Annotated in this window: 19 protein-coding genes; 10 read left to right on the top strand and 9 right to left on the bottom strand. The window is 42.8% G+C overall.

Annotated features, from left to right (window positions below; genetic code table 11):
- Window positions 1-38: 38 nt before the first annotated feature.
- Window positions 39-3,173 (bottom strand): efflux RND transporter permease subunit, encoded by a 3,135-nt coding sequence (locus D1814_RS16260; RefSeq protein ID WP_118494378.1) that lies wholly within the window; start codon window positions 3,171-3,173, stop codon window positions 39-41.
- Window positions 3,173-4,405 (bottom strand): efflux RND transporter periplasmic adaptor subunit, encoded by a 1,233-nt coding sequence (locus D1814_RS16255; protein WP_118494375.1) that lies wholly within the window; start codon window positions 4,403-4,405, stop codon window positions 3,173-3,175. The genes D1814_RS16260 and D1814_RS16255 overlap by 1 nt, the downstream gene beginning before the upstream one ends.
- Window positions 4,406-4,785: 380 nt before the next feature.
- Here D1814_RS16255 and D1814_RS16250 point away from each other — a divergent pair, with 380 nt between their 5' ends.
- Entirely contained in the window at window positions 4,786-5,094 is a 309-nt protein-coding gene (locus tag D1814_RS16250; RefSeq protein WP_118494372.1) for an isoamylase early set domain-containing protein, read from the top strand.
- A 105-nt stretch (window positions 5,095-5,199) separates the two neighbouring features.
- On the opposite strand, the gene D1814_RS16245 is transcribed toward D1814_RS16250, so the two are convergent.
- Window positions 5,200-6,126, bottom strand: a complete 927-nt coding sequence (locus tag D1814_RS16245; protein WP_118494369.1) for an electron transfer flavoprotein subunit alpha/FixB family protein — start codon at window positions 6,124-6,126, stop codon at window positions 5,200-5,202.
- Entirely contained in the window at window positions 6,123-6,875 is a 753-nt protein-coding gene (locus tag D1814_RS16240) for an electron transfer flavoprotein subunit beta/FixA family protein (protein ID WP_118494366.1), read from the bottom strand. Before D1814_RS16240 ends, D1814_RS16245 begins: the two co-directional genes overlap by 4 nt.
- Before the next feature lie 370 nt (window positions 6,876-7,245).
- Here D1814_RS16240 and D1814_RS16235 point away from each other — a divergent pair, with 370 nt between their 5' ends.
- The 5 genes from D1814_RS16235 to fldA all read left to right on the top strand — a co-directional run bounded on the left by D1814_RS16235 (window position 7,246) and on the right by fldA (window position 11,193).
- Complete coding sequence (locus D1814_RS16235) at window positions 7,246-8,895, top strand: electron transfer flavoprotein-ubiquinone oxidoreductase (RefSeq protein ID WP_118494363.1); 1,650 nt, start codon at window positions 7,246-7,248, stop codon at window positions 8,893-8,895.
- 122 nt (window positions 8,896-9,017) lie between these two features.
- The gene (locus tag D1814_RS16230; RefSeq protein WP_118494360.1) at window positions 9,018-9,416 is read left to right on the top strand and encodes an H-NS histone family protein; all 399 of its coding nucleotides are present in this window, start codon (window positions 9,018-9,020) and stop codon (window positions 9,414-9,416) included.
- Between the two features lie 103 nt (window positions 9,417-9,519).
- Window positions 9,520-10,299, top strand: coding sequence for an alpha/beta fold hydrolase (locus D1814_RS16225; RefSeq protein ID WP_118494357.1), 780 nt, complete (start codon window positions 9,520-9,522; stop codon window positions 10,297-10,299).
- Window positions 10,300-10,423: 124 nt separating this feature from the next.
- Window positions 10,424-10,642, top strand: coding sequence for a DUF2788 domain-containing protein (locus tag D1814_RS16220; protein WP_012519093.1), 219 nt, complete (start codon window positions 10,424-10,426; stop codon window positions 10,640-10,642).
- 26 nt (window positions 10,643-10,668) lie between these two features.
- Complete coding sequence (gene fldA / locus D1814_RS16215; RefSeq protein ID WP_118494354.1) at window positions 10,669-11,193, top strand: flavodoxin FldA; 525 nt, start codon at window positions 10,669-10,671, stop codon at window positions 11,191-11,193.
- A gap of 132 nt (window positions 11,194-11,325) precedes the next feature.
- Here the strand turns inward: fldA and D1814_RS16210 are convergent, their stop codons facing one another.
- Complete coding sequence (locus D1814_RS16210) at window positions 11,326-13,332, bottom strand: methyl-accepting chemotaxis protein (RefSeq protein WP_118494351.1); 2,007 nt, start codon at window positions 13,330-13,332, stop codon at window positions 11,326-11,328.
- Between the two features lie 312 nt (window positions 13,333-13,644).
- Between D1814_RS16210 and fur the strand changes: the two genes are divergently transcribed.
- Window positions 13,645-14,073, top strand: a complete 429-nt coding sequence (gene fur / locus D1814_RS16205; RefSeq protein WP_118494348.1) for a ferric iron uptake transcriptional regulator — start codon at window positions 13,645-13,647, stop codon at window positions 14,071-14,073.
- Window positions 14,074-14,128: 55 nt separating this feature from the next.
- Here the strand turns inward: fur and D1814_RS16200 are convergent, their stop codons facing one another.
- The 4 genes from D1814_RS16200 to D1814_RS16185 form a co-directional block, all read right to left on the bottom strand.
- On the bottom strand, window positions 14,129-14,995 hold the full coding sequence (locus D1814_RS16200; protein WP_118494345.1) for a D-amino acid aminotransferase: 867 nt from the start codon (window positions 14,993-14,995) through the stop codon (window positions 14,129-14,131).
- Complete coding sequence (locus D1814_RS16195; RefSeq protein ID WP_118494342.1) at window positions 14,992-15,939, bottom strand: biotin-dependent carboxyltransferase family protein; 948 nt, start codon at window positions 15,937-15,939, stop codon at window positions 14,992-14,994. Before D1814_RS16195 ends, D1814_RS16200 begins: the two co-directional genes overlap by 4 nt.
- The gene (locus D1814_RS16190) at window positions 15,936-16,676 is read right to left on the bottom strand and encodes a 5-oxoprolinase subunit B family protein (protein WP_118494339.1); all 741 of its coding nucleotides are present in this window, start codon (window positions 16,674-16,676) and stop codon (window positions 15,936-15,938) included. The genes D1814_RS16195 and D1814_RS16190 overlap by 4 nt, the downstream gene beginning before the upstream one ends.
- A gap of 127 nt (window positions 16,677-16,803) precedes the next feature.
- The gene (locus D1814_RS16185; protein WP_118494335.1) at window positions 16,804-17,541 is read right to left on the bottom strand and encodes a 5-oxoprolinase subunit PxpA; all 738 of its coding nucleotides are present in this window, start codon (window positions 17,539-17,541) and stop codon (window positions 16,804-16,806) included.
- A gap of 65 nt (window positions 17,542-17,606) precedes the next feature.
- Between D1814_RS16185 and D1814_RS16180 the strand changes: the two genes are divergently transcribed.
- The 3 genes from D1814_RS16180 to D1814_RS16170 all read left to right on the top strand — a co-directional run bounded on the left by D1814_RS16180 (window position 17,607) and on the right by D1814_RS16170 (window position 20,316).
- Window positions 17,607-18,491, top strand: coding sequence for a CvfB family protein (locus D1814_RS16180; protein WP_118494332.1), 885 nt, complete (start codon window positions 17,607-17,609; stop codon window positions 18,489-18,491).
- Between the two features lie 85 nt (window positions 18,492-18,576).
- A complete protein-coding gene (locus D1814_RS16175) occupies window positions 18,577-18,969 on the top strand; it encodes an OsmC family protein (RefSeq protein ID WP_118494329.1) in 393 nt (130 codons plus the stop codon).
- Window positions 18,970-19,182: 213 nt separating this feature from the next.
- Complete coding sequence (locus tag D1814_RS16170; protein WP_118494326.1) at window positions 19,183-20,316, top strand: efflux RND transporter periplasmic adaptor subunit; 1,134 nt, start codon at window positions 19,183-19,185, stop codon at window positions 20,314-20,316.
- Window positions 20,317-20,319: the final 3 nt, after the last annotated feature.

Here is a 20,319-nt window from a genome sequence, read left to right as displayed (position 1 = left end):
CTTAAAAGAAAATGCCGGTGTTACCCGGCATCGTCTATTTAGCTTTCTGTCGTAAGTTCTGCGTGTTTTCGACCTTTAAACACATTTTTAATGTCGTTTAGAATTAAGTACAGCGCAGGAACAAGCAGCAAGGTGATCACCGTGGCAAATAAAATACCAAAGGCCAGAGAAACCGCCATTGGAATAACAACCTGAGCCTGTAGGCTGCGCTCGAACACTATCGGCATGAGCCCCATAAAAGTTGTTAATGAAGTCAGGATGATAGCTCTAAAACGCTGCGTACCAGCACTAATAGCCGCATCCATAAGCGACATGCCTTCTTTACGCGCGCGATTCACAAAGTCCACCATAATCAAGCTATCGTTCACCACAACACCTGATAAGGCGATGATGCCGCAGACAGACAGAACGCTAACCGCCATGCCCAATACCAAATGACCGACTATGGCGCCAACAATACCAAAAGGGATCACCGACATGATTATCAAGGGTTGGCTATAAGATTTAAGCGGGATGGCGAGTAAGGCATAAATAGCAAATAACGCAAACAAGAGTCCCTGCATTAAACTAAACATAGCATCAGCCTGCTCTTTTGAATTTCCTTGAAGCTGAAACTCAACACTTGGATAGCGGGCTAGTAGGTCTGGCATTAAGTTTTCAATCACATCGTTAGTCACTTCTGACGGGTCAAGCAATGCTTTATCCACGACTCCCGTTACGGTGACTGAACGTTTACCATCTACACGAATAATTGAATCGAAACCTTGGCCTACAGTGAATGTAGCCACTTGCTCGAACGGAATTTCTTGACCGTTTGGCGCGCGAACACGCATGTTTTCAAGGTGTTCAATAGAGCTGCGCTCCGCTTTCGGGTAGCGTACCATGACTTTTATTTCTTCATCATCACGCTGAATACGCTGCACTTCTGCACCGTAAAAGCCAAAGCGAACTTGCTGGCCTAAATCGCGAAGTGAAATGCCTAACGCATCGGCCTGAGGTTTCAGTGCTAGCTGAATTTCTTCGCTACCGCCTGAAAAAGTATCGTTGATATCCGTAACGCCTTCGTATTTATCTAAAGCCTCTTTTATGTCATCACTAATAGCTCGCAATGCTTTAATATCGCTGGAGCTAAATTCAAAGCTAAGGTCAGAGCCGCCGCCAGGACCACCCGGAGAGCTAATATTAAATGACTTCACTCCCGGAATTTCAGGGACCTCTTGACGCCACATATCCTGAATTTCAAAATCAGTTAGCGTGCGGGTTTCACCTTTCGTAAGCTCAGCAAAAATTTCACCACCTAAGTTACCATTGTCAAAGGCGATAGCGTGCTTAATGACATTTTCGCCCGTCTCTTCCGCGACTTTGTCATCCATACGGTGCATAGCTTCACGAAGTGTAGTGAGCACCTTGTCGCGCTGCTCTAGTGAGGAGCCGGGCTCTAACTCAAAGCTGGCCATCATAAAGTCACTTGGGATATTCGGGAAGAACACAAAGCGCACGATCCCGCCACCAAATAGCCCTACAGTAAGAATAAGCATGGCCAAAAACACGGCCACTGTTGTATAGCGATTGCGTATCGCTTTTGCTAAAAACGGCGCGTATTTGTTATTAATAAATGTCTTTATACCTTCGCTAAAGAAGTCTCGGAACTTTTGGAACGCGTTGGCTTTTTCCGGGTCATAAGGCTTAAGCTTCATGTGCACCAAGTGAGCCGGCAGGATTAACTTCGATTCAATAAGCGAGAAAATAAGACAAACAATCACCACCATACCGATGGTTTTCCAAATAATGCCGAACGGCCCGGATACCATAAGCATGGGTGAAAACGCGGCAATAGTGGTTAAAACACCAAAAGTTGCAGGCATAGCAACTTTTTTAACGCCCGCAATAACGTTATCAGCACTGTGTCCTTTTTTATCTATTTCAGAGTAAGCCGATTCACCCATGATAATTGCGTCATCTACCACAATCCCCAATACAAGAATGAATGCAAATAGACTAAGCATGTTGATGGACACGCCAACCATATCTAACGGCATTACAAGTAAGGTGCCAAGGAAGCAGACTGGCAAGCCCACGATGACCCAAAACGCGAGCTTAATTTTCAAAAACAGTGAAAGCACTAAAAATACAAGCAGCGCACCGAAGAACATGTTTTCAAGCATCATGTTAAGTCGGTCAGCTAAATAGAATGAGCTATCGCCCCACGTATCGGCAGTAATATGCGCGGGAAACTCCGATTTTTGACTATCAACGTAATTGTTAACTTGCTCAGAAATTTCCAAGGCATTTTGATCGCCCACAGCCTGCACACGCAAGCTAACCGCTGGTTTATCATCAAACAGCGCATATTGATTGTTTTCGATAAAGCCGTCGTTGATATAGGCAACATCGCCCAACGTAACGCGGGTACCGTTTGAATTTGTGACTAATACTATTTGGGAAAAGTCCCAACCGGTATAGGCCTGCCCCTTTGTTCTAAGCAGTATGTCGCCGTTTTCCGTGCGGATTGAACCACCTGGTAAGTCAACACTGGTTTGACTCAAACGCGCTACCACATCAGCAAACGTAAGGTTGTACTTTTGCAAATCAACTTCAGAAAGTTCTACAGAAATTTCATAATCTCTCGCACCTACAACCTGAACACTTGATATACCCGGCAAGTTAGCAATGTCATCGCGTAAGTCTTTAGCAAACTCCTTTAACTCCCTTTCAGAAGCATCACCGTAAACCGATAGCCATATCACGTCCTGTTGGATTTTTTGGCGATATATAACGGGCTTTTCAGTATCCGCTGGAAAACTTGGAATGGCATCAACTTGAACCTTTACTTCATCAAGTAGAGACTGAACATCGTAGTCTTCCTCAACTTGAATACTTACCGTCCCCATGCCTTCAACGGCAGTTGAGTTTAGCTGTTTGATGCCCTCTAAATCTTTTATGGCCTCTTCAATTTTAAGAAGCACACCTTCTTCTACTTCCTGAGGTGCAGCACCTAAATAAGGAACGCGCACGCTTATAACGTCAATTTCGAAGCTAGGAAACACTTGCTTTTGTATACTGAACGCACTGAACAGCCCGCCAACGATAAGCAAGATCATTAATAAGTTTGCCGCTACATTATTACGCGCAAACCAAGCAATTAAGCCTTTATTGGTATCGATGCGACTCATTAGTTGTCACCTTTCGATGATTCGCTTTCAACGATATCCGCGCTATCGGTAGTATCTGCTTCAGCAGTGTCAGCAAGCACGGGCTCGTCACCTGGCAGGCGCACTTTCATTCCGTCGTATGGGTTTGGCACAGCGCTGGTTACCACCAAACTTCCTTCCGCAATACCTGAGCGAATAAACACATCTTGTGCTGTGGTGCGGGCTACTTCGACAAGCATGATTTCAATTTCGCGATTATCGTTTACAGTAAGTACGGTATTGTCTAAACGCAAAATACTGCGAGGTAATACAACAAGCTCTTCGTTTTGACGGGAGGTAATTTCCGCTTCAACGAATTGACCAAAACGCAACGGTGACTTGTGTGAGGACTGCAAATTGTAAGGGTCTTGCACCTCAACAATGGCATACACCACTCTGCTTCCTGTATCCAAAATACCTTCTGAACGAACCAGCTGACCTTCCCAAACGCGTTTAACACCACCAACAGTCGCTGTTAATGAAACAGGTGCTCCTTCGCTAGACTGCCCAGCAATGTTAATAAACATTAAGTCGCTGTCGGTAATAGGTAGCCTAACTTCCGCGGTATCGGTAGAGTAAATAGTGCCAAGTACAGATCCCATGGCAACAAACTGACCAAGATCTATATTTCGCTCGACCACTATTCCATTATAGGGCGCAGTTATTTGCGTTCTAGCTAGGTTTCGCTTTGCGCGTTCCAACTTAGCTTCTGCCGCTTTTACGTTGGCTTGTTCTTTTGCCAATTGAGGCTTTCTTAAGCCTAACTCAGGCGGGGCTACGTTTCTGACTGAACGCCATTCTTGTTCGGCTACTTTACCGCGAGCTATTTCTTCTTGAAGGGCTGCTTTTGCTTGAGCCAATTCAGCTTCGGCTAGTTTGAGGTCAGTGCGGTAATCATCTTGCTCTAACGTGGCAAGTACGTCGCCTTTTTTAAAAGTTCCACCAGCAACAAAAACTTTCGACAGGCTTATCACTTGACCACTGACCTGTGCACTTAACGATGTTTTATTTTGTGGTACTACATTGCCTTGAGATTTAACAACAAAATTTACGGGTTCTGCTGTTACTTCCTTAGCATCAACAAGAAAAGCGGGGATTTCTACGGGCACCTGTTCCGGCGGCTTACGTGACTTGATCATAACCGTCGCGGCGATAAATGCGACTAGCACGATGACTAATGGAAGACCACTTTTCATTAACATGGAGTTTTTCATTTACTATCCCTGGAAGAGAAGGCATCCGAGTTAGTGAAATTTCAACAGTAAATTACTGCGCTACTCACTTACCACCTGATTACCCACTAAATTCTATTATTATTGTTTCAACACTAGTGTACTGATTTTGCGTTTTTTATGCTCAGTTAGATTGTTAAATTTTGTGTCTGATTATTGTTTTTAATATGCACGCAAAAATCCGAAGCTCTAATATAGAAAATTCTTAAAAGAATACAAAGTAAGATTGATAATTATCAGGTTTTCGTTGATTATTTAAGCACTCATTGGTTATGAGTTAACCGACGGCTGTTGTTCAAGCTAAGTCTTTAATGGGAAATAGCCTCGGGAATGATTTCGCTACGTTGAAGGGAAAACACATTATGAGTCTTAAGAAACAATACCTTAAATCAAAACCTCTGTGCAAAGTGACATTTCGACTGAATGCGGAAGCAGCAAAAGATGCGAAAGAAGCTGCACTATGTGGAGATTTCACTGATTGGAAAACACAGCCACTGACGATGAAAAAGCTTAAAAGCGGCGATTTCACCTTAACCGTGGACTTGGAAAAAGATCACGAATACCAGTTTCGTTACCTTATCGATGGCGAAAAATGGGAAAACGACTGGGAAGCCGACGCTTATATCCCCTCGCCTGTTAGCATAGAAGATAATTCGGTTGTGCGTGTTTGAATAGTTAGTCCTATACCAAGCGAAATCTTGATTCGCTTTGAGTATGTCCACTACAAAAAAGGCTGCATACTGCAGCCTTTGTCTTATTTAGCTTTAAAGCGCTAATTAAAGAGAGCCTTCCAACTCTGGAAGTACTTCAAATAAATCACCTACTAAACCATAGTCAGCAACTTGGAAGATTGGCGCTTCTTCATCTTTGTTGATAGCAACAATAACTTTGGAATCTTTCATACCTGCAAGGTGCTGAATTGCACCCGAGATACCTACTGCAATGTAAAGTTGAGGTGCAACAATTTTACCTGTTTGGCCAACCTGCATATCATTCGGAACAAACCCAGCATCTACCGCTGCACGCGACGCACCAATAGCAGCGCCAAGTTTGTCAGCAATGCCTTCAAGAAGCTTGAAGTTTTCCCCATTTTGCATACCGCGACCACCAGAAATAACCACTTCTGCTGCAGTTAATTCAGGGCGCTCAGACTCAGTAAGCTCTGCTGATACGAAGTCAGACTTCTCACTACCTTTTACAACATCAACTGTTACTACTTCTGCGCTACCGCCTGTTGCAGCTGCATCAAACGATGCGGCACGAACCGTAATCACCTTTTTCGCATCAGACGATTGAACAGTAGCGATGGCATTGCCTGCATAGATTGGACGAACAAAAGTATCTTCGCTCTCTACACCAATAATGTCTGAGATTTGCGCAACGTCTAGTAATGCTGCTACGCGAGGCATAAAGTTTTTGCCTGTTGTGGTCGCGGCTGCAACAAGGTGACTGTAGTCGCCAGCCAGTTCTAACACTAAGTCAGCCGTATTTTCTGCCAGCTGATTTTTATAGACTGCATTATCGGCACACAGCACTTTTGCAACGCCGTCAATTTGCGCCGCAGCTTCAGCAACAGCTTGGCAACCTTCACCCGCTACTAATACGTGAATATCTCCACCCATTTTTTGTGCGGCATTAACAAGCTTATGCGTTTCAGTTTTTAAGCTTGCATTATCGTGTTCTGCATATACGAGTACGCTCATGAGATCACCTTTGCTTCATTTTTTAACTTGTCTACTAACTCAGCCACGTCTGCAACTTTAACACCACCCTCTCGTTGAGGTGGAGGTGTAACTTTAAGTACCTTGACGTTTGATTCCAGTGCTACGCCGAAATCTGCCGCAGCTTTAACATCAAGAGGCTTACGCTTAGCTTTCATAATGTTTGGGAGCGATGCATAACGTGGTTCATTCAAACGAAGATCTGTCGTTACAACAGCCGGAAGCGAAAGCGCTACCGTTTGAAGGCCACCGTCAATTTCACGAGTTACATTCACTTTCTCGCCATCTACAACCACTTCTGATGCGAAGGTACCTTGAGGCATACCTGTTAGTGCTGCCAGCATTTGGCCCGTCTGGTTGTTGTCAGAGTCAATACTCTGCTTACCAAGAATAACAAGTTGAGGCTGTTCTTCTTCAACCACTTTAGCTAAAAGCTTTGCCACTTGAAGTGAATCAAGATTTTGGTCTGTATCGATTTGGATACCACGGTCAGCGCCTAGGGCTAGTGCTGTACGTATTTGTTCTTGGCAGCTTTTGTCACCAATTGAAACAACAACGATTTCAGTGGCCACGCCTTTTTCTTTTAATCGAACGGCTTCTTCAACAGCAATTTCGCAAAAAGGATTAATAGCCATTTTCGCGTTTGTAAGATCTACGCCTGATTCATCAGCCTTCACTCTTACCTTAACGTTGTAGTCGATCGCGCGTTTGACCGGTACGAGTATTTTCATATTTACCTCAATTGTTGAGTTCGTCAGTGCTAATTACGTTTCATTAATAATTAACTATTAATAATTAAAAACGTATTACTTCACCACGCTTTTTGAAACTTTAACAATGCTTATACGTTAAAAAAGAAACTGTGGAACGCACGTTTTTTAAAGGCTAGCCTTAAAACGACGTTAACACCACGTTTACGAGCAGGTATAATGCGCCGCCAGTTAACGTTAACGTAAACTGCTTTGCAATGTACTTACTGTTGACGTAAACGTCAACCTGCATTACCTTGCAAAACGACAATTAATTTACATGTTTTTGACACAAAGCATTATTTGTTTCATCAATAGTGCACTATAAAAATACAAACATAAGGAGCCTCCCGTGGAACGAGAATCGATGGAGTTTGACGTAGTCATCGTCGGTGCCGGCCCAGCTGGATTATCAACTGCTTGTAAGCTTATGCAGCTTGCGAATGAAAAAGACCAAGAACTTATGGTTTGTGTGGTCGAAAAGGGCTCCGAGGTAGGTGCACATATTCTCTCAGGCGCGGTATTTGAGCCCCGCTCGCTAAACGAACTATTTCCCGATTGGAAAGAGAAAGGTGCGCCACTTAACACGCCGGTAACCGAAGACCACATCTATTTACTTAATGATGAAACGTCAGCGAAGAAGTTACCAAACGGTATTACGCCCAAAACTATGCACAATGACGGTAACTATATAGTGTCTATGGGTAACGTTAGCCGTTGGCTAGCAGAACAGGCCGAACAGCTAGGTGTTGAAGTATTCCCCGGCTTTGCAGCTTCTGAAGTTATTTATAACGAAGACGGTAGTGTTGGCGGCGTGCTTACCGGCGACATGGGCGTGGGTGAAGACGGCGAGCCTAAGGATGGCTACATGCCAGGTATGGAACTGCGTGCTAAATACACAGTGTTTGCAGAAGGCTGCCGCGGTCATTTGGGTAAAGAGCTCATTTCTCACTTTAAGCTAGATGCAGACAGCTCACCTCAGCATTACGCTATCGGGTTTAAAGAGATTTGGGATATCGACCCAGCGAAGCACCAGCCGGGCTTAGTCGTGCACAGTGCAGGTTGGCCACTTGATGATGCCACAGGCGGTAGCTATCTATATCACGCTGAAGATAATCAAGTATTTGTAGGCTTAATTGTCGACCTTAACTACGACAATCCGTACTTAAGCCCATTCGACGAATTCCAGCGCTTAAAACACCACCCTGTTTTTAAACAGTACCTTGAAGGCGGAAAGCGAGTATCTTATGGTGCACGTGCAATTGCTAAAGGTGGGTTTAATTCGTTACCTAAAATGACTTTCCCAGGTGGCTTACTGGTAGGTTGTGAAGCAGGCACCCTGAATTTTGCGAAAATTAAGGGTAACCACACAGCGATGAAGTCGGGCATGCTCGCAGCCGAGAGTATTTTCGAGGCCATTTCAGAAAACGCAGAAGCACCAGTAAAAGAGCTAACTAGTTTTACAGATAAATTCAAATCCTCTTGGTTGTATGATGAATTATTCCGTTCTCGTAACTTCGGCCCTGCTATTCATAAGCTAGGTAATTTCTGGGGTGGCGCGTTTAACACAGTAGAACAAAATTTCTTTAACGGTAATTTGTTCTTCACTATGAAAGACGAGCATAAAGACTACGCGCAGCTTAAAGAAGCAAAAGATGCCACAGAGATATCATATCCGAAGCCTGATGGCGTGCTTAGCTTTGATAAACTCTCATCCGTGTTTTTATCTAATACAAACCATGAAGAAGACCAGCCGTGTCATTTAAAATTAAAAGACCCGTCTATTCCTTTACAGGTTAATTTACCAAAATTCGCAGAACCCGCACAACGTTATTGCCCTGCTGGCGTTTATGAGGTTATTGAAGAAGAAGGTGAAAAACGCTTCCAAATTAATGCGCAAAACTGTGTTCACTGTAAAACTTGCGACATCAAAGATCCTAGTCAGAATATTAAGTGGGTTGTACCAGAAGGTGCTGGAGGCCCGAATTACCCAAATATGTAAATTAATGCATTATTCGGTTATTTAACTTATATTTTTTAAAAGCGAGCCTAGCTCGCTTTTTTTTTGTGCTACTTTTAATTATTATCCTATAGAAATTGAGTACAACGTATTAAGGTTAATTAATGAGCGAATTTTTAGATATTTTAACCCATGGAAGACGTTTACAAGGTGCTGTTAAGGAATTAAGCATAGAAGAACTTGAACAGGTTCAGGAAAAACTTAGCGGTATAATAGAAAAAAGAAAAGAAAAATTACTCGAACAAGAAAAACTTAAAAAAGAAAAGTTAGAAAAACTTGCCGCAATTAAACAACAAATGGAAGAAGCAGGTCTAAACGTAGAAGATTTACAAGCTTTAGATACCAGCACAAATAAAAACGTAGGTAAGAAGCGCCCTGTTAAATACAAACTTGTGGATGACAGTGGCGAAGAGCACTTGTGGACTGGCATTGGTCGTATGCCTCGCGTTTACAAAGATGCACTAGATAGTGGTAAATCACTTAGCGATTACGCTATTAATTAATATTACTTCTTAACGTGTTAATAAGGTCTGTTTTTACAGGCCTTATTTCGTTTCTAACGACTAAAGCAGTGTTTAGCAGACAATATTCATGGGTAAATAAGTCGTGAAGTTAAATTATAAACTTTCAAAGCGAGATTCATCATCACCATGGTTAATTTTAATCCATGGGCTTTTTGGTAATGCGGATAATTTAGCCGTTGTTAAACGGCATTTTGAATCAGCTTTTAATATTATAAGTGTAGACCTTCCGGATCACGGTGAGTCTCCGTGGACTGATAGTTTTTCTATGTCAGATGCCGCGGACGCAATTTACAGCATTATGCAATCTTTAAATATTAAAAAAAGCGCTGTATTAGGGCATTCCCTTGGCGGAAAAGTTGCAATGAAGCTGGCCTTAAATCACAACGAGAATATTACACATTTGATCGTAGCTGATATTGCCCCAGTGAGTTATGACCACAGCCACCAAGCTGTATTTGATGGATTGAATTCAGTTTCTTTGGATACCATTGAAAGTAGAAAGGACGCTGAAAAACAAATGGCTGCCCACGTTAAAGAAATGGGCGTTAGACAGTTCCTTTTAAAGAGCTTATATCAAGATGAAAGTGGAGCATGGAAGTGGCGCTTCAACGTGAGTGGGCTAATCAAAAGTTACTCGCACATTATTGATTGGGAGCAAACAAATCAAACGTTCGATGGGGTAACCTTATTTATAAAGGGCAGCGAATCCGACTACATTACACCGGCCTATCGCAATGCAATAGCTCGCTACTTTCCAAATGCGAAAGCGCATATTATTGAGGGTACAGGGCACTGGTTACACGCAGAAAAACCAGCGATATTTAACAGTATTGTAGAGAGAACGCTCAACAAATCGTCATAAAGTGTAAGATTTCTCATTCGACAGGATGAGAATGACTATTATTACATATTTTTGAACGTTTTAGGCTCTTACAGGCGTACATACTGTGATATAGTTGCGCCAGAATTTTTTAAGTAACAACACTATGCTTGCAGAAAATTACGAACTCATTGAGTCCATTATGCTGTATGGCGGCTTATCTATTCTTTTTGGATTGATGGGTTTTGCCGTACACGATGTACTGCGTAAGAACGATGTTCCACTTATTGGACGAGTGGTTACCTATGGCGTGCTTGGTTTAGGCGCTTTAGGGTTTCTTGCGAAGGGCATAATTGAATGGTTTTGGCTAAGCACAGGCGTTTAATTAGTAACGATTAATAGAGGTTAGATATGGCAAGCGTTGGCCTATTTTTCGGAAGTGACACGGGTAACACCGAACATGTTGCGAAAATGATCCAGAAGGAATTGGGTAAACAGCTAATTGATGTAAAAGATATTGCCAAGAGCAGTAAAGAAGACATCGCTGAGTTTGATTTGCTTATCTTCGGTATCCCTACGTGGTACTACGGCGAAGCACAGTGTGACTGGGATGACTTCTTCCCTGAACTTGAGCAAATTGATTTTAACGACAAGCTAGTTGCTATTTTTGGTTGTGGCGACCAAGAAGACTATGCAGAATACTTCCTAGATGCTATGGGCATGGTGCGCGACATTGTTGAAGCCAAAGGCGCTATTTTGATAGGTCAATGGTCTACGGAAGGCTATGACTTTGAAGCATCTAAAGGCATGGCAGACGATAACCACTTTGTTGGTCTTGGTATTGATGAAGACCGTCAGCCAGAACTAACAGACTCTCGCGTTAAAGCCTGGTGCAAACAAATTCACGATGAGCTTTGCTTGGCAGAATTGGCGTAGACGTTGTTGAGACAGCTATAAATTGGCTATCAAATAGCTATCAAGTGAAAAGCCGCTCTACTGGAGCGGCTTTTTGTTATGTATAAAATAACTCTTTGAATTTTGGCTTATTCTTTTGCACCATTGAACTCACTATAGCTGAAAACGCTCTACCGCCTTTCTTAAACTCTCTGTTTGCGCGTCTAGCATCATAGTCGATTCGTTCGACTGTCTGGTACTCTGTGCACTTGAATCGGCCAGCGCTACAATACGGTTTAAACTTGTGGCCACGTCACCAAGTAACACATCCTGCTGCTCTGTGTCCTCAACAATGTGTTCGTTAATGTCGCTCAAACGTTCAATTATTTCTCTAATGCTTTCGACTTGTTGAGAAACTTGTTGGGTTATTTCCACCCCTTCTTGCGCTTGCTCTCGACCAGCGTTGATGGCTTTCACAGCCTGCGCTGCATCTTTTTGTAAATTGCCAATCATTTGCTCAATTTCTTCCGTGGAGTCATGCGTTCGATTTGCTAATGTTCGTACTTCATCTGCAACTACTGCAAAGCCTCTGCCCTGTTCACCCGCCCGCGCAGCCTCAATAGCGGCGTTTAACGCTAGTAAATTAGTTTGCTCTGCTATAGTTTTAATAACGTCCAAAATGCTACCAATACTCCTGGAGTTATCATCTAAACGCGCAATAATCTGAGCAGAAGACTCAGCCTGGTCGGCTTGATTACTAACTTGCTCACTACTTCTTTGAACCAGCATCCCAATGCCAGTACTTTGCTTTGTGATAGTACGTAATGCATCCATCGCTTCATTAATTTGTGTAAGGTTGCTGCGACTTTTGTCTTGAACATTTCTAGTGTTGGTGGAAGTAACCGTAACTTGCTCTCGTTGTTTATCCACTTCAGACAAGCTCTTATTACCAAGCTCAACACTTTCTTTAGTAATTTCAATTAAGCGCTTTTCCTGCTCAAGAATATTCCCTACTAATTCTCGCAGGCTGTCGGTTAAGCTGTTTACCTTTGCTGAAAGTGCAGAAAACTCATCGTTACCCTCTTCGGGTAATTTGGTACTTAAATTCCCTTGACTTAACTGGCTTAGCCCTTTGTTTATGTGCCCAAGCGGCTTTGAAATACTGCGCGTCACAATCACCGCGAGAAATATGGCAGCCGTAAGCCCTAAAACAGCAACTATAGTATTGCGAACTAAATTTTTTTGTACCGATTCAAGTATCGCGTTTTGCCCTTCCAGAGATTTCGCTTGAACGGTATCAAACAGAGTATTTATATCAGCAAGCGCGGTTTCTAGCGCTTGTTTTGCCCGTTTTTGCGCTTGCGCTGCTTTGTCGACTTCAGCGAGTTTTTGACGTTGCAATGCGATTAGACCGGTTGAACCATTCACCGCGCCTATTAGTAACTCATATTGTTCATTGAACGCTTCTATTGTGCCACCGTCGTCCACACTAGTAGCCAAACGGTTTACATAATCCTTATCTACTTGCAAATTACTTAGCTGGTATTCGAGATCTTCAATAATATTTTGGCTTTGCGTAGCATCGTTCGATTCAGCTAATTCAATAAATGAATCGTTCATAGTAAGTAACTTATTATCAATAGCGGTACCAGCGCCAATAAGCGTATCAAGGCTAGGGTCATTGCTATCAAGATAAGAAAGATCTAGCATCAATGCGCTCGCTTCGTCTGCCGTCATAAGTACTTTCTCAAGCTGCGTAGCAAGTGCATTTTCAATATTCATTCTTTCATTAATTGCAATGTACATTTCATTGCTGTCGCTCACATAGCTTGAACTTACTTCAACAGCATTTTTAGCTATTGCGTTGTTCGGCATCAGAGATTTAAGTCGCGACAAATCATCGGAAAAACTAGAAGACAGCGTATCGAAGGTTTGCTTGTTAACCTCTAATTCGTCTCTACTTTCTACGTGATAACCATTGGCCGTTATGACCGATAAAGACAATATTTCAGTTTTTACTTTGACCATACTGGTCTGTACTGGCATTTTTTGTTCTACAACGTCTTGTGCAGAGTCCTTAATACTGCTTAAGCCGAAATAGGAAAGGATACTTGTAAGCAATAGTAGGCAGCCGAATAGGCCGAAACCTAAAGTGATTTTATTTATAATTGTTAACCGCATGGACACTTCCACTTAAATACGCGCAAAAAACTACTAAATGGGCGAAACTCTTTAAGTTTAGTTTAACAGGATGTTAATTCAATACATTAAAAGTTTTATTTATTTTACTTATTCGTTAGAAAAATCGTGCACTTACATGCTGGTCAGGCCACATGCTACAGGGTCTACATATATATACAGATTTTTTAAAAAGTTTATTCATGGGCAAATTTTCGGCGAGAAAACAAAGTTTCCACAGTTTTACTTTTAAATTGTTTCAACTTACCTATAATAACCACCAAATACTTATTCACTCGTTCTTAGTAGGCTGTAATGGATCAAAATAAAGAATTGAAGAAAGCAGGGCTTAAAGTTACTCTGCCTCGCCTTAAAATTTTACAAATTCTGCAAGAGCCAGAAAACCAACATATCAGCGCTGAAGACGTTTATAAGATCCTTATCGAACAAGGTGAAGAAATCGGTCTTGCTACCGTGTATCGGGTATTAAACCAATTTGATGATGCAGGTATTCTTAACCGCCATCACTTTGAAGGTGGGAAGTCAGTATTTGAAATCAGTCATAAAGATCACCACGACCACCTTGTGTGTTTAAAGTGTGGCAAAGTGATTGAGTTTGAGGATGAAATCATTGAAGAACGTCAGGAAATGATTGCTAAGCAGCATAAAATTAAGCTGACGCACCATAGTCTTTACCTATATGGTGAGTGCACAGATGGTAACTGTGACAGCGTTTCTGAATAGGTAGCCCTATTACTGTTAGTAATAAGCCCGCTTTAAAGCGGGCTTTTTATATTTATTAGGCTTGGAATTTATATGCATGATAGGCATTGATTGCCTTTTCCCAAACATCTCCTACTTCTCCTGAGCCTATCTGCTTTCCTTCTATTTCAACTACCGGGGCAACTTCTTTGCTTGAAGACGTTAGCCAAACCTCATCTGCTTCTAGTAATTCGTCTTTACTGAACCAGGTTTCTGTTACCACTAAGCCGGCCTGTTTGAATGCTTCAATTGCTATGGCGCGAGTAATACCGGGAAGAAGCTCATGGTTTAATGGCGGTGTAAAAATACACCCGTCTTTCACCATAAATACGTTACATGAACTCGCCTCGGTTATCATTCCTTCGCTGTTGTACAAAATAGTTTCGTTAACACCTGCGTCAACGCCTGCCTGATAGTGCATTACATTGCCTAACAAGGATGTAGATTTGATATGGCAGCGTTGCCATCTTTTATCCTGCTGAAGCGCTACTTTGAAAGGCTTAGCATCAGTCTTAGCAGTAGGCTGAGGGGGCGCTATTTCAAAAGCGAATCCAAATACGGTAGGTGCTATATTCTTCGGGTATGCATGAAAACGCTTTGTATCGGCGCCACGACTTACATGGAAATAAACACCAATATTTCCGCTTTCTATAAATGCTTTGTTTTTCTCAACCAAGCTGAGCAAAATGGTTTGCCATTCTTCTGTCGTAAACGGGTTAGCAATTTCGATAGCTTTAAGGCCCTGCGACATGCGAGACGTGTGCCCTTTAAACCCTACTGATTTACCTGAATAGGTTGGAATGACTTCATAAATACCGTCTCCAAAAAGGAAGCCTCTATCCATCGGAGAAATCCTAGCCTCAGAAAGAGGCATATACTCACCATTTAAAAACGCAATTGTCACAATATTTCTCCTTGTAATCGACGACGCCTACTTGTCATCAGTAGCCAATCCGCCCTTGCTTCTTCTTCGTTTTGAAATACGAAATTCACTTCTTCACCTGGCACGGCTTGGGCTAAGCGACTTATATCACAGGGGCTTACACAGCCAAGTTTAGGGTAGCCTCCCAGTGTTTGCCTGTCGCGCATCATCACAATTGGCTGCCCATCACCAGGCACCTGAATGGCGCCCAAGTGAATTGCCTCAGAACGCATATTTTCTATATCGGCGGTAACTGATTCACCGGTAAGTCTATACCCCATTCGGTCTATAGATGATGAAACCGTGTAGCTACTGGATTCAAAAGTACGTAACGCAACTTTGTTAAAGCTTGAAAACTGATAACCAGGGATCACGCGTATAGACTCTATGAAGCCATAGTCATCAATGTGCTGATGTGGAAGCCTGCGCATTTTAGCCTTGTCTTGTTTTCTGGTGTTAGCTAAAACCTCGATTAAATCGCCGTCTTTTAAGGCGCTGCCTTGACCATTTAACCCACCCAGCTGCTCACGTACTACTGTACAAGCACTCCCTACGGCTTTTGGTACTTGCCAGTTTCCGCCTATGGCTAAATAAGCTTTGCTACCCAGTAACCCACTTGAAAATGTGATTACAGACCCTGCGGTTGCCTTTTGGCTATGATAAGGCTCTCTAGCACTTCCATCTATATTGAGGGTGGGCTCCCTTCCAGTAACGGCAATTATGCAATCTTCTTCAACCCGCAGTCGCATTTCGCCAATGGCTTCAATGCAGGGCGTGCCATCAAGGTTAAAGGCGAGAAAATTAGCCCAATCATAGGCGTTGCTGTCCATAGGGCCTGATTCACAAAAACCATCCCGTTGTCGCCCTACTCTTCCGCTATCAATAATAAGGCTAAATAACCCTTTACTGAGCACTTCAATTTTCATAGTTCAACCTGCAATCCTGCTTTGTATTCCTGTTCAGTAACCGAAACAAACTTAACGGCGTCACCCGCTTTTAACCGCGACTCACTGTGCTCATCGCTATGAACAAGCATGTCAAATGCCGTAAGCCCCAATAAATTCCATCCCCCCGGTGATTCACTGGGGTAGACAGCGGTTTGCCTATCAGCTATTGCGACCGCACCTTTGGGAACGCGTTTACGCGGTGTGCCAAGCCGCGCACAGCTCAGCGCTTCTGGAATATCCCCCATATAGGCGAAGCCTGGAGAGAAACCCACTGCGTATACTTTATAAGTTATGCTAGTGTGCAATTCGATAACTTCTTCAATAGACAGCGACGTTTTCTTACTCACTACACTTAAATCACTGGCATTTGGCGCGCCATACCACACAGGGATTTCAATCACTGCGCTACTTTCGTTTCTGTTAAATTGTATTGATTCCGTTTGCTGATTTATGCCTTCAGCGCCTAAATTGCTTAAGGCACGGTATACACCGTGGCTATCAATTAGTGCCATATCAAAAACAATTAACAAACTGTCGTAGGAAGGCACGCATTCGCGTAACCAGCACCATGAATTTCTACTCTTGTTACTATCAATAGCTGCCAACATGTTGTGGCAGGCATTATTCGCGTCATCCAAATTTGCGCCATCAAAATACAAGATGATGGCGTCTGCACTTGCTGTAACTATTCGTTTAATACAACCGAAAGCTTGCATCTACTGTCCTTGTTGTCTCACTGGCCATTACGAGTTGTGTTGCGCTTTAGGTATTCGACGCTTGGTACAACAAAGGTTAATAGCCCTGTGTATTGTTCTTTTAAATTGTGTTTTTTATATGGCAGGTTTATAGAAATGTTCTGATTTTACTTGCAATACTTACCGCCCCTTTAGTATCACCATGTACACACAAAGAGTCAGCTTCTACTGCAAGTGTTGCGCCCGACGCTGTCGTTACCGTTCCCGATGAAATAAGCTGTTTAGCTTGAAGCAGAGCGTCACTTTCGTTTAGCACGGCACCTTCTACAGTGCGAGATTGCAGTAAGCCTTCATCAGTATACCGTCTGTCTGAAAACGCTTCGAAATACAAAGGTAGCCCCCAATGTTGCGCCGCTTCTTTAAGCGCCGCATTTTGCGAAGTAGCCTGCACCATTAACGCAAGGGGCGTATGTGAAGACTGTTCGTTTATTTCAGCTATGCTATGCATTACTGTTTTCATGATAGCAGTATCTTTCATCATGTCGTTGTACAATGCACCGTGAGGCTTTACATAGCTGACTTTAGCACCACAAATCTTTGCCATACCCCTTAAGGCACTAACCTGATATTGAATCATAGCCTTAAGTTCGTCAGCGGGAATCGCCATACTTCTGCGGCCAAAGCCTTGTAGATCTGGATAAGCCGGATGGGCGCCAATGGCTACATCATGCTGTTTGGCTAACAAAATAGCCTGCTTCATGACTAATGGGTCGCCAGCGTGAAAGCCGCACGCAATGTTTGCCTGATCAATTTCCGCCATAATGGCCGATTCCACTGGCATAGACCACGCGCCAAAACTTTCACCTAAATCGCAATTTAACTTCATAATGGTTTAGCTCTTACCTTCATTCCAGTATCATGTTACCTGTTCTTTTTAAAAAGTCAGTGCTGATGATAAATATTGGAAAAATTAATACATTACGCGTGGTAGCCCAATACCCTTTTGGCTACGCTTTAGCGCCACTTGTCGAAAACAACGACGAAAACGACAGCGTAATAGAAATAGATGATGCTGAAGAGCTGCAAACGGTTACCCTTGCGATTGACGAAGTAGAGACTTCGCTTACCGAAGGCCAGCAGATAGACGTATTTGTAGCCACGGATCAGCGCGGCGATCTTTATGCCACTGCGAAGAAACCACTAATTCAAGTTGGCGAAACCAAGGTACTTAAAGCGGTGTCTGCTACAAATTTTGGTGCATTCTTCGACTGGGGCTTGGACAACGATCTATTAATGCCTGACGACTACCAAGCACAACCTGTTAATCCAGGTATGTATTACGTGGTTCACACCTTTTTTGATGATAAAACCCAGCGTATTTTAGGGGCCACCAAACTTCACTATTTTCTGAAGGAAACTAGCGCCTACCTCAATGAAGGCGATACGGTGGAGTGCTTAGTTTATGCCAAAACTGATTTAGGTTTTAAGGTGGTTATCAACGAAAAAAGCTTAGGGCTGATTTTCCACAGCGACGCCTTTAAGCCGCTTAAAATTGGGCAAGCCACTGAAGGTATAATCAAAACGATTCGCGAAGATGGTAAAGTCGATGTTGCCCTTCAGCGTGTTGATAAAGGTGGCCGAGATGCGCTTCAGCAAGCCATCTTAGATGATTTAGAAGCCCATGGAGGCATTTCAACGCTAACAGATAAGAGTGCGCCAGAAGCCATCTACTCTCATTTTAACGTGAGTAAAGCGGCGTACAAAAAAGCGTTAGGGGCGTTATATAAGCAAAAGAAAATCTCGTTTAGCCCAGATGCAGTCCGCCTTAACAAATAAACGCACATGTCACAGCTGCATTGAAGCGCTAAATTAGCCTGCATTGCAGCTTCCTTTTTTTATTCTTATGACATTAGGAAAAACAATGAAAGCACGTGTTTCTTGGGATCAAGATTTAACTTTTACAGGTACAACAGACAGCGGCTACAAAACAGTGATGGACGGCAGCGGTAAAGCCGTATCTCCAATGGAGTCAGTACTATTAGCAGTTGGTGCGTGTTCAAGTGTTGACGTGGTAGATATTCTTAAAAAAGGCCGCTTTAACATTGAAGCCTGTAATTGTGAATTGGAAGCTGAGCGTGCTGAAGAGCCACCTCGAGTATTTACTAAAATACACGCACATTACACGGTGTCAGGTGAAGGCATTAGCGAAAAGGCTCTTGCCCGTTCTGTGCAGTTGTCGGCAGAAAAATACTGTTCCGTCATGCTGATGTTAACGGGTAATGTTGAGATCACCACAAGCTATACTTTGGTTTAATAGACTATTGTAGAACTCACCGTTTATTAGCAATTCTCGCTAAGCATTAGCGTAAAAAGCCAACCAATTAGGTTGGCTTTTTTGTTTAAACTGCATTTCTCACTTATAACATATTGAAAATATTGAGATTTAACATATGTTAACGACTTTGGCATATTAGCTGCTGTATATGGTCATTATTATATAACGATAATTACGTTAGGGTTATTGACCATGGAATATACAACACACAGCAACACCTTTCTTTCATCAGTACGATCTTCAATTCCGTTTTCACCAACATCGCTAAAACTGCTCGTTGGAAGCGGGATCATCGCCTTTACTCTTTCGATGACCGCGTGTTCAGATGCCGATGCCGTTAACGACCAAGCCAATACTTCCGAAACTGAAGAAGCGATTTTTGCTATCCCTGTTGAAACTCAAACCATTGTTACCGGTGACATTACATCCACTTACGATACAACCGCTATACTAGAAGCTCGTGAAGAAGCTTTTGTGGTTGCGAGAGCGTCTGGAATTATCGAAGAAATTTTCGTAGAAGAAGGTGATTACGTTGAAAAAGGTCAGGTACTGGCCCAACTTGATAAGCGCCGCTACGAGCTGAACTTGTCAAAAGCATTGGCTGATTTAGCTGGCATTGAAAGCGAACTAGAAAAGGTTAATAAAGTTTATTCTAAAAAGCTTATCAGCGATGACACTTACGACAAACTCACTTCGCAATTTGAATCAGCTAAAGCATCTGTACGCTTAGCTGAACTTGATTTGAAAGAAGCTACGATCACGGCGCCGATTGATGGATACATTGCAGAAAGGAATGCCAAAGTAGGCAATTTAACGGAATCATTTCAGCGGGAGAGAATGTTTCATATCGTTCAACAGCGCAATCTTCAAGGCATAGTTTATCTGCCTGAAAATGAGTTACCCAACGTAGTGATTGGACAAGGTGCACTACTTACTGTGGCGGCTTTAGGCGACAGAACTATCATAGCGAGCGTTCAGCGTATTAGTCCGGTTATCGACGCGACCACCGGCACGTTCAAAGTGACCTTAAAAGTACCTAACGAAGACAATAAGCTCAAAGCCGGCATGTTTACTGATGTGTCGCTTGAATACGCGACCCACGCTAACGCTACCCTATTACCCCGCAGAGCCTTAGTCACCATTGACAATAGCCATAGCGTATTCGTTGTCGATAACGGCAAAGTTAAAAAAGTGAATATTTCTACTGGCTTTGAAAACAACGAAGTAATCGAAGTTACCAACGGTTTAAGCGGCAATGAAGAAGTAGTGACTGCAGGCCACCAGAATTTGAAAGACAGTGCTACCGTTGAAGTCGTAAACAGCTAATTC

This window comes from Alteromonas sp. BL110, assembly GCF_003443615.1.
Lineage (GTDB): Bacteria > Pseudomonadota > Gammaproteobacteria > Enterobacterales > Alteromonadaceae > Alteromonas.
This window is presented reverse-complemented; position numbering and strand designations above follow the sequence as displayed.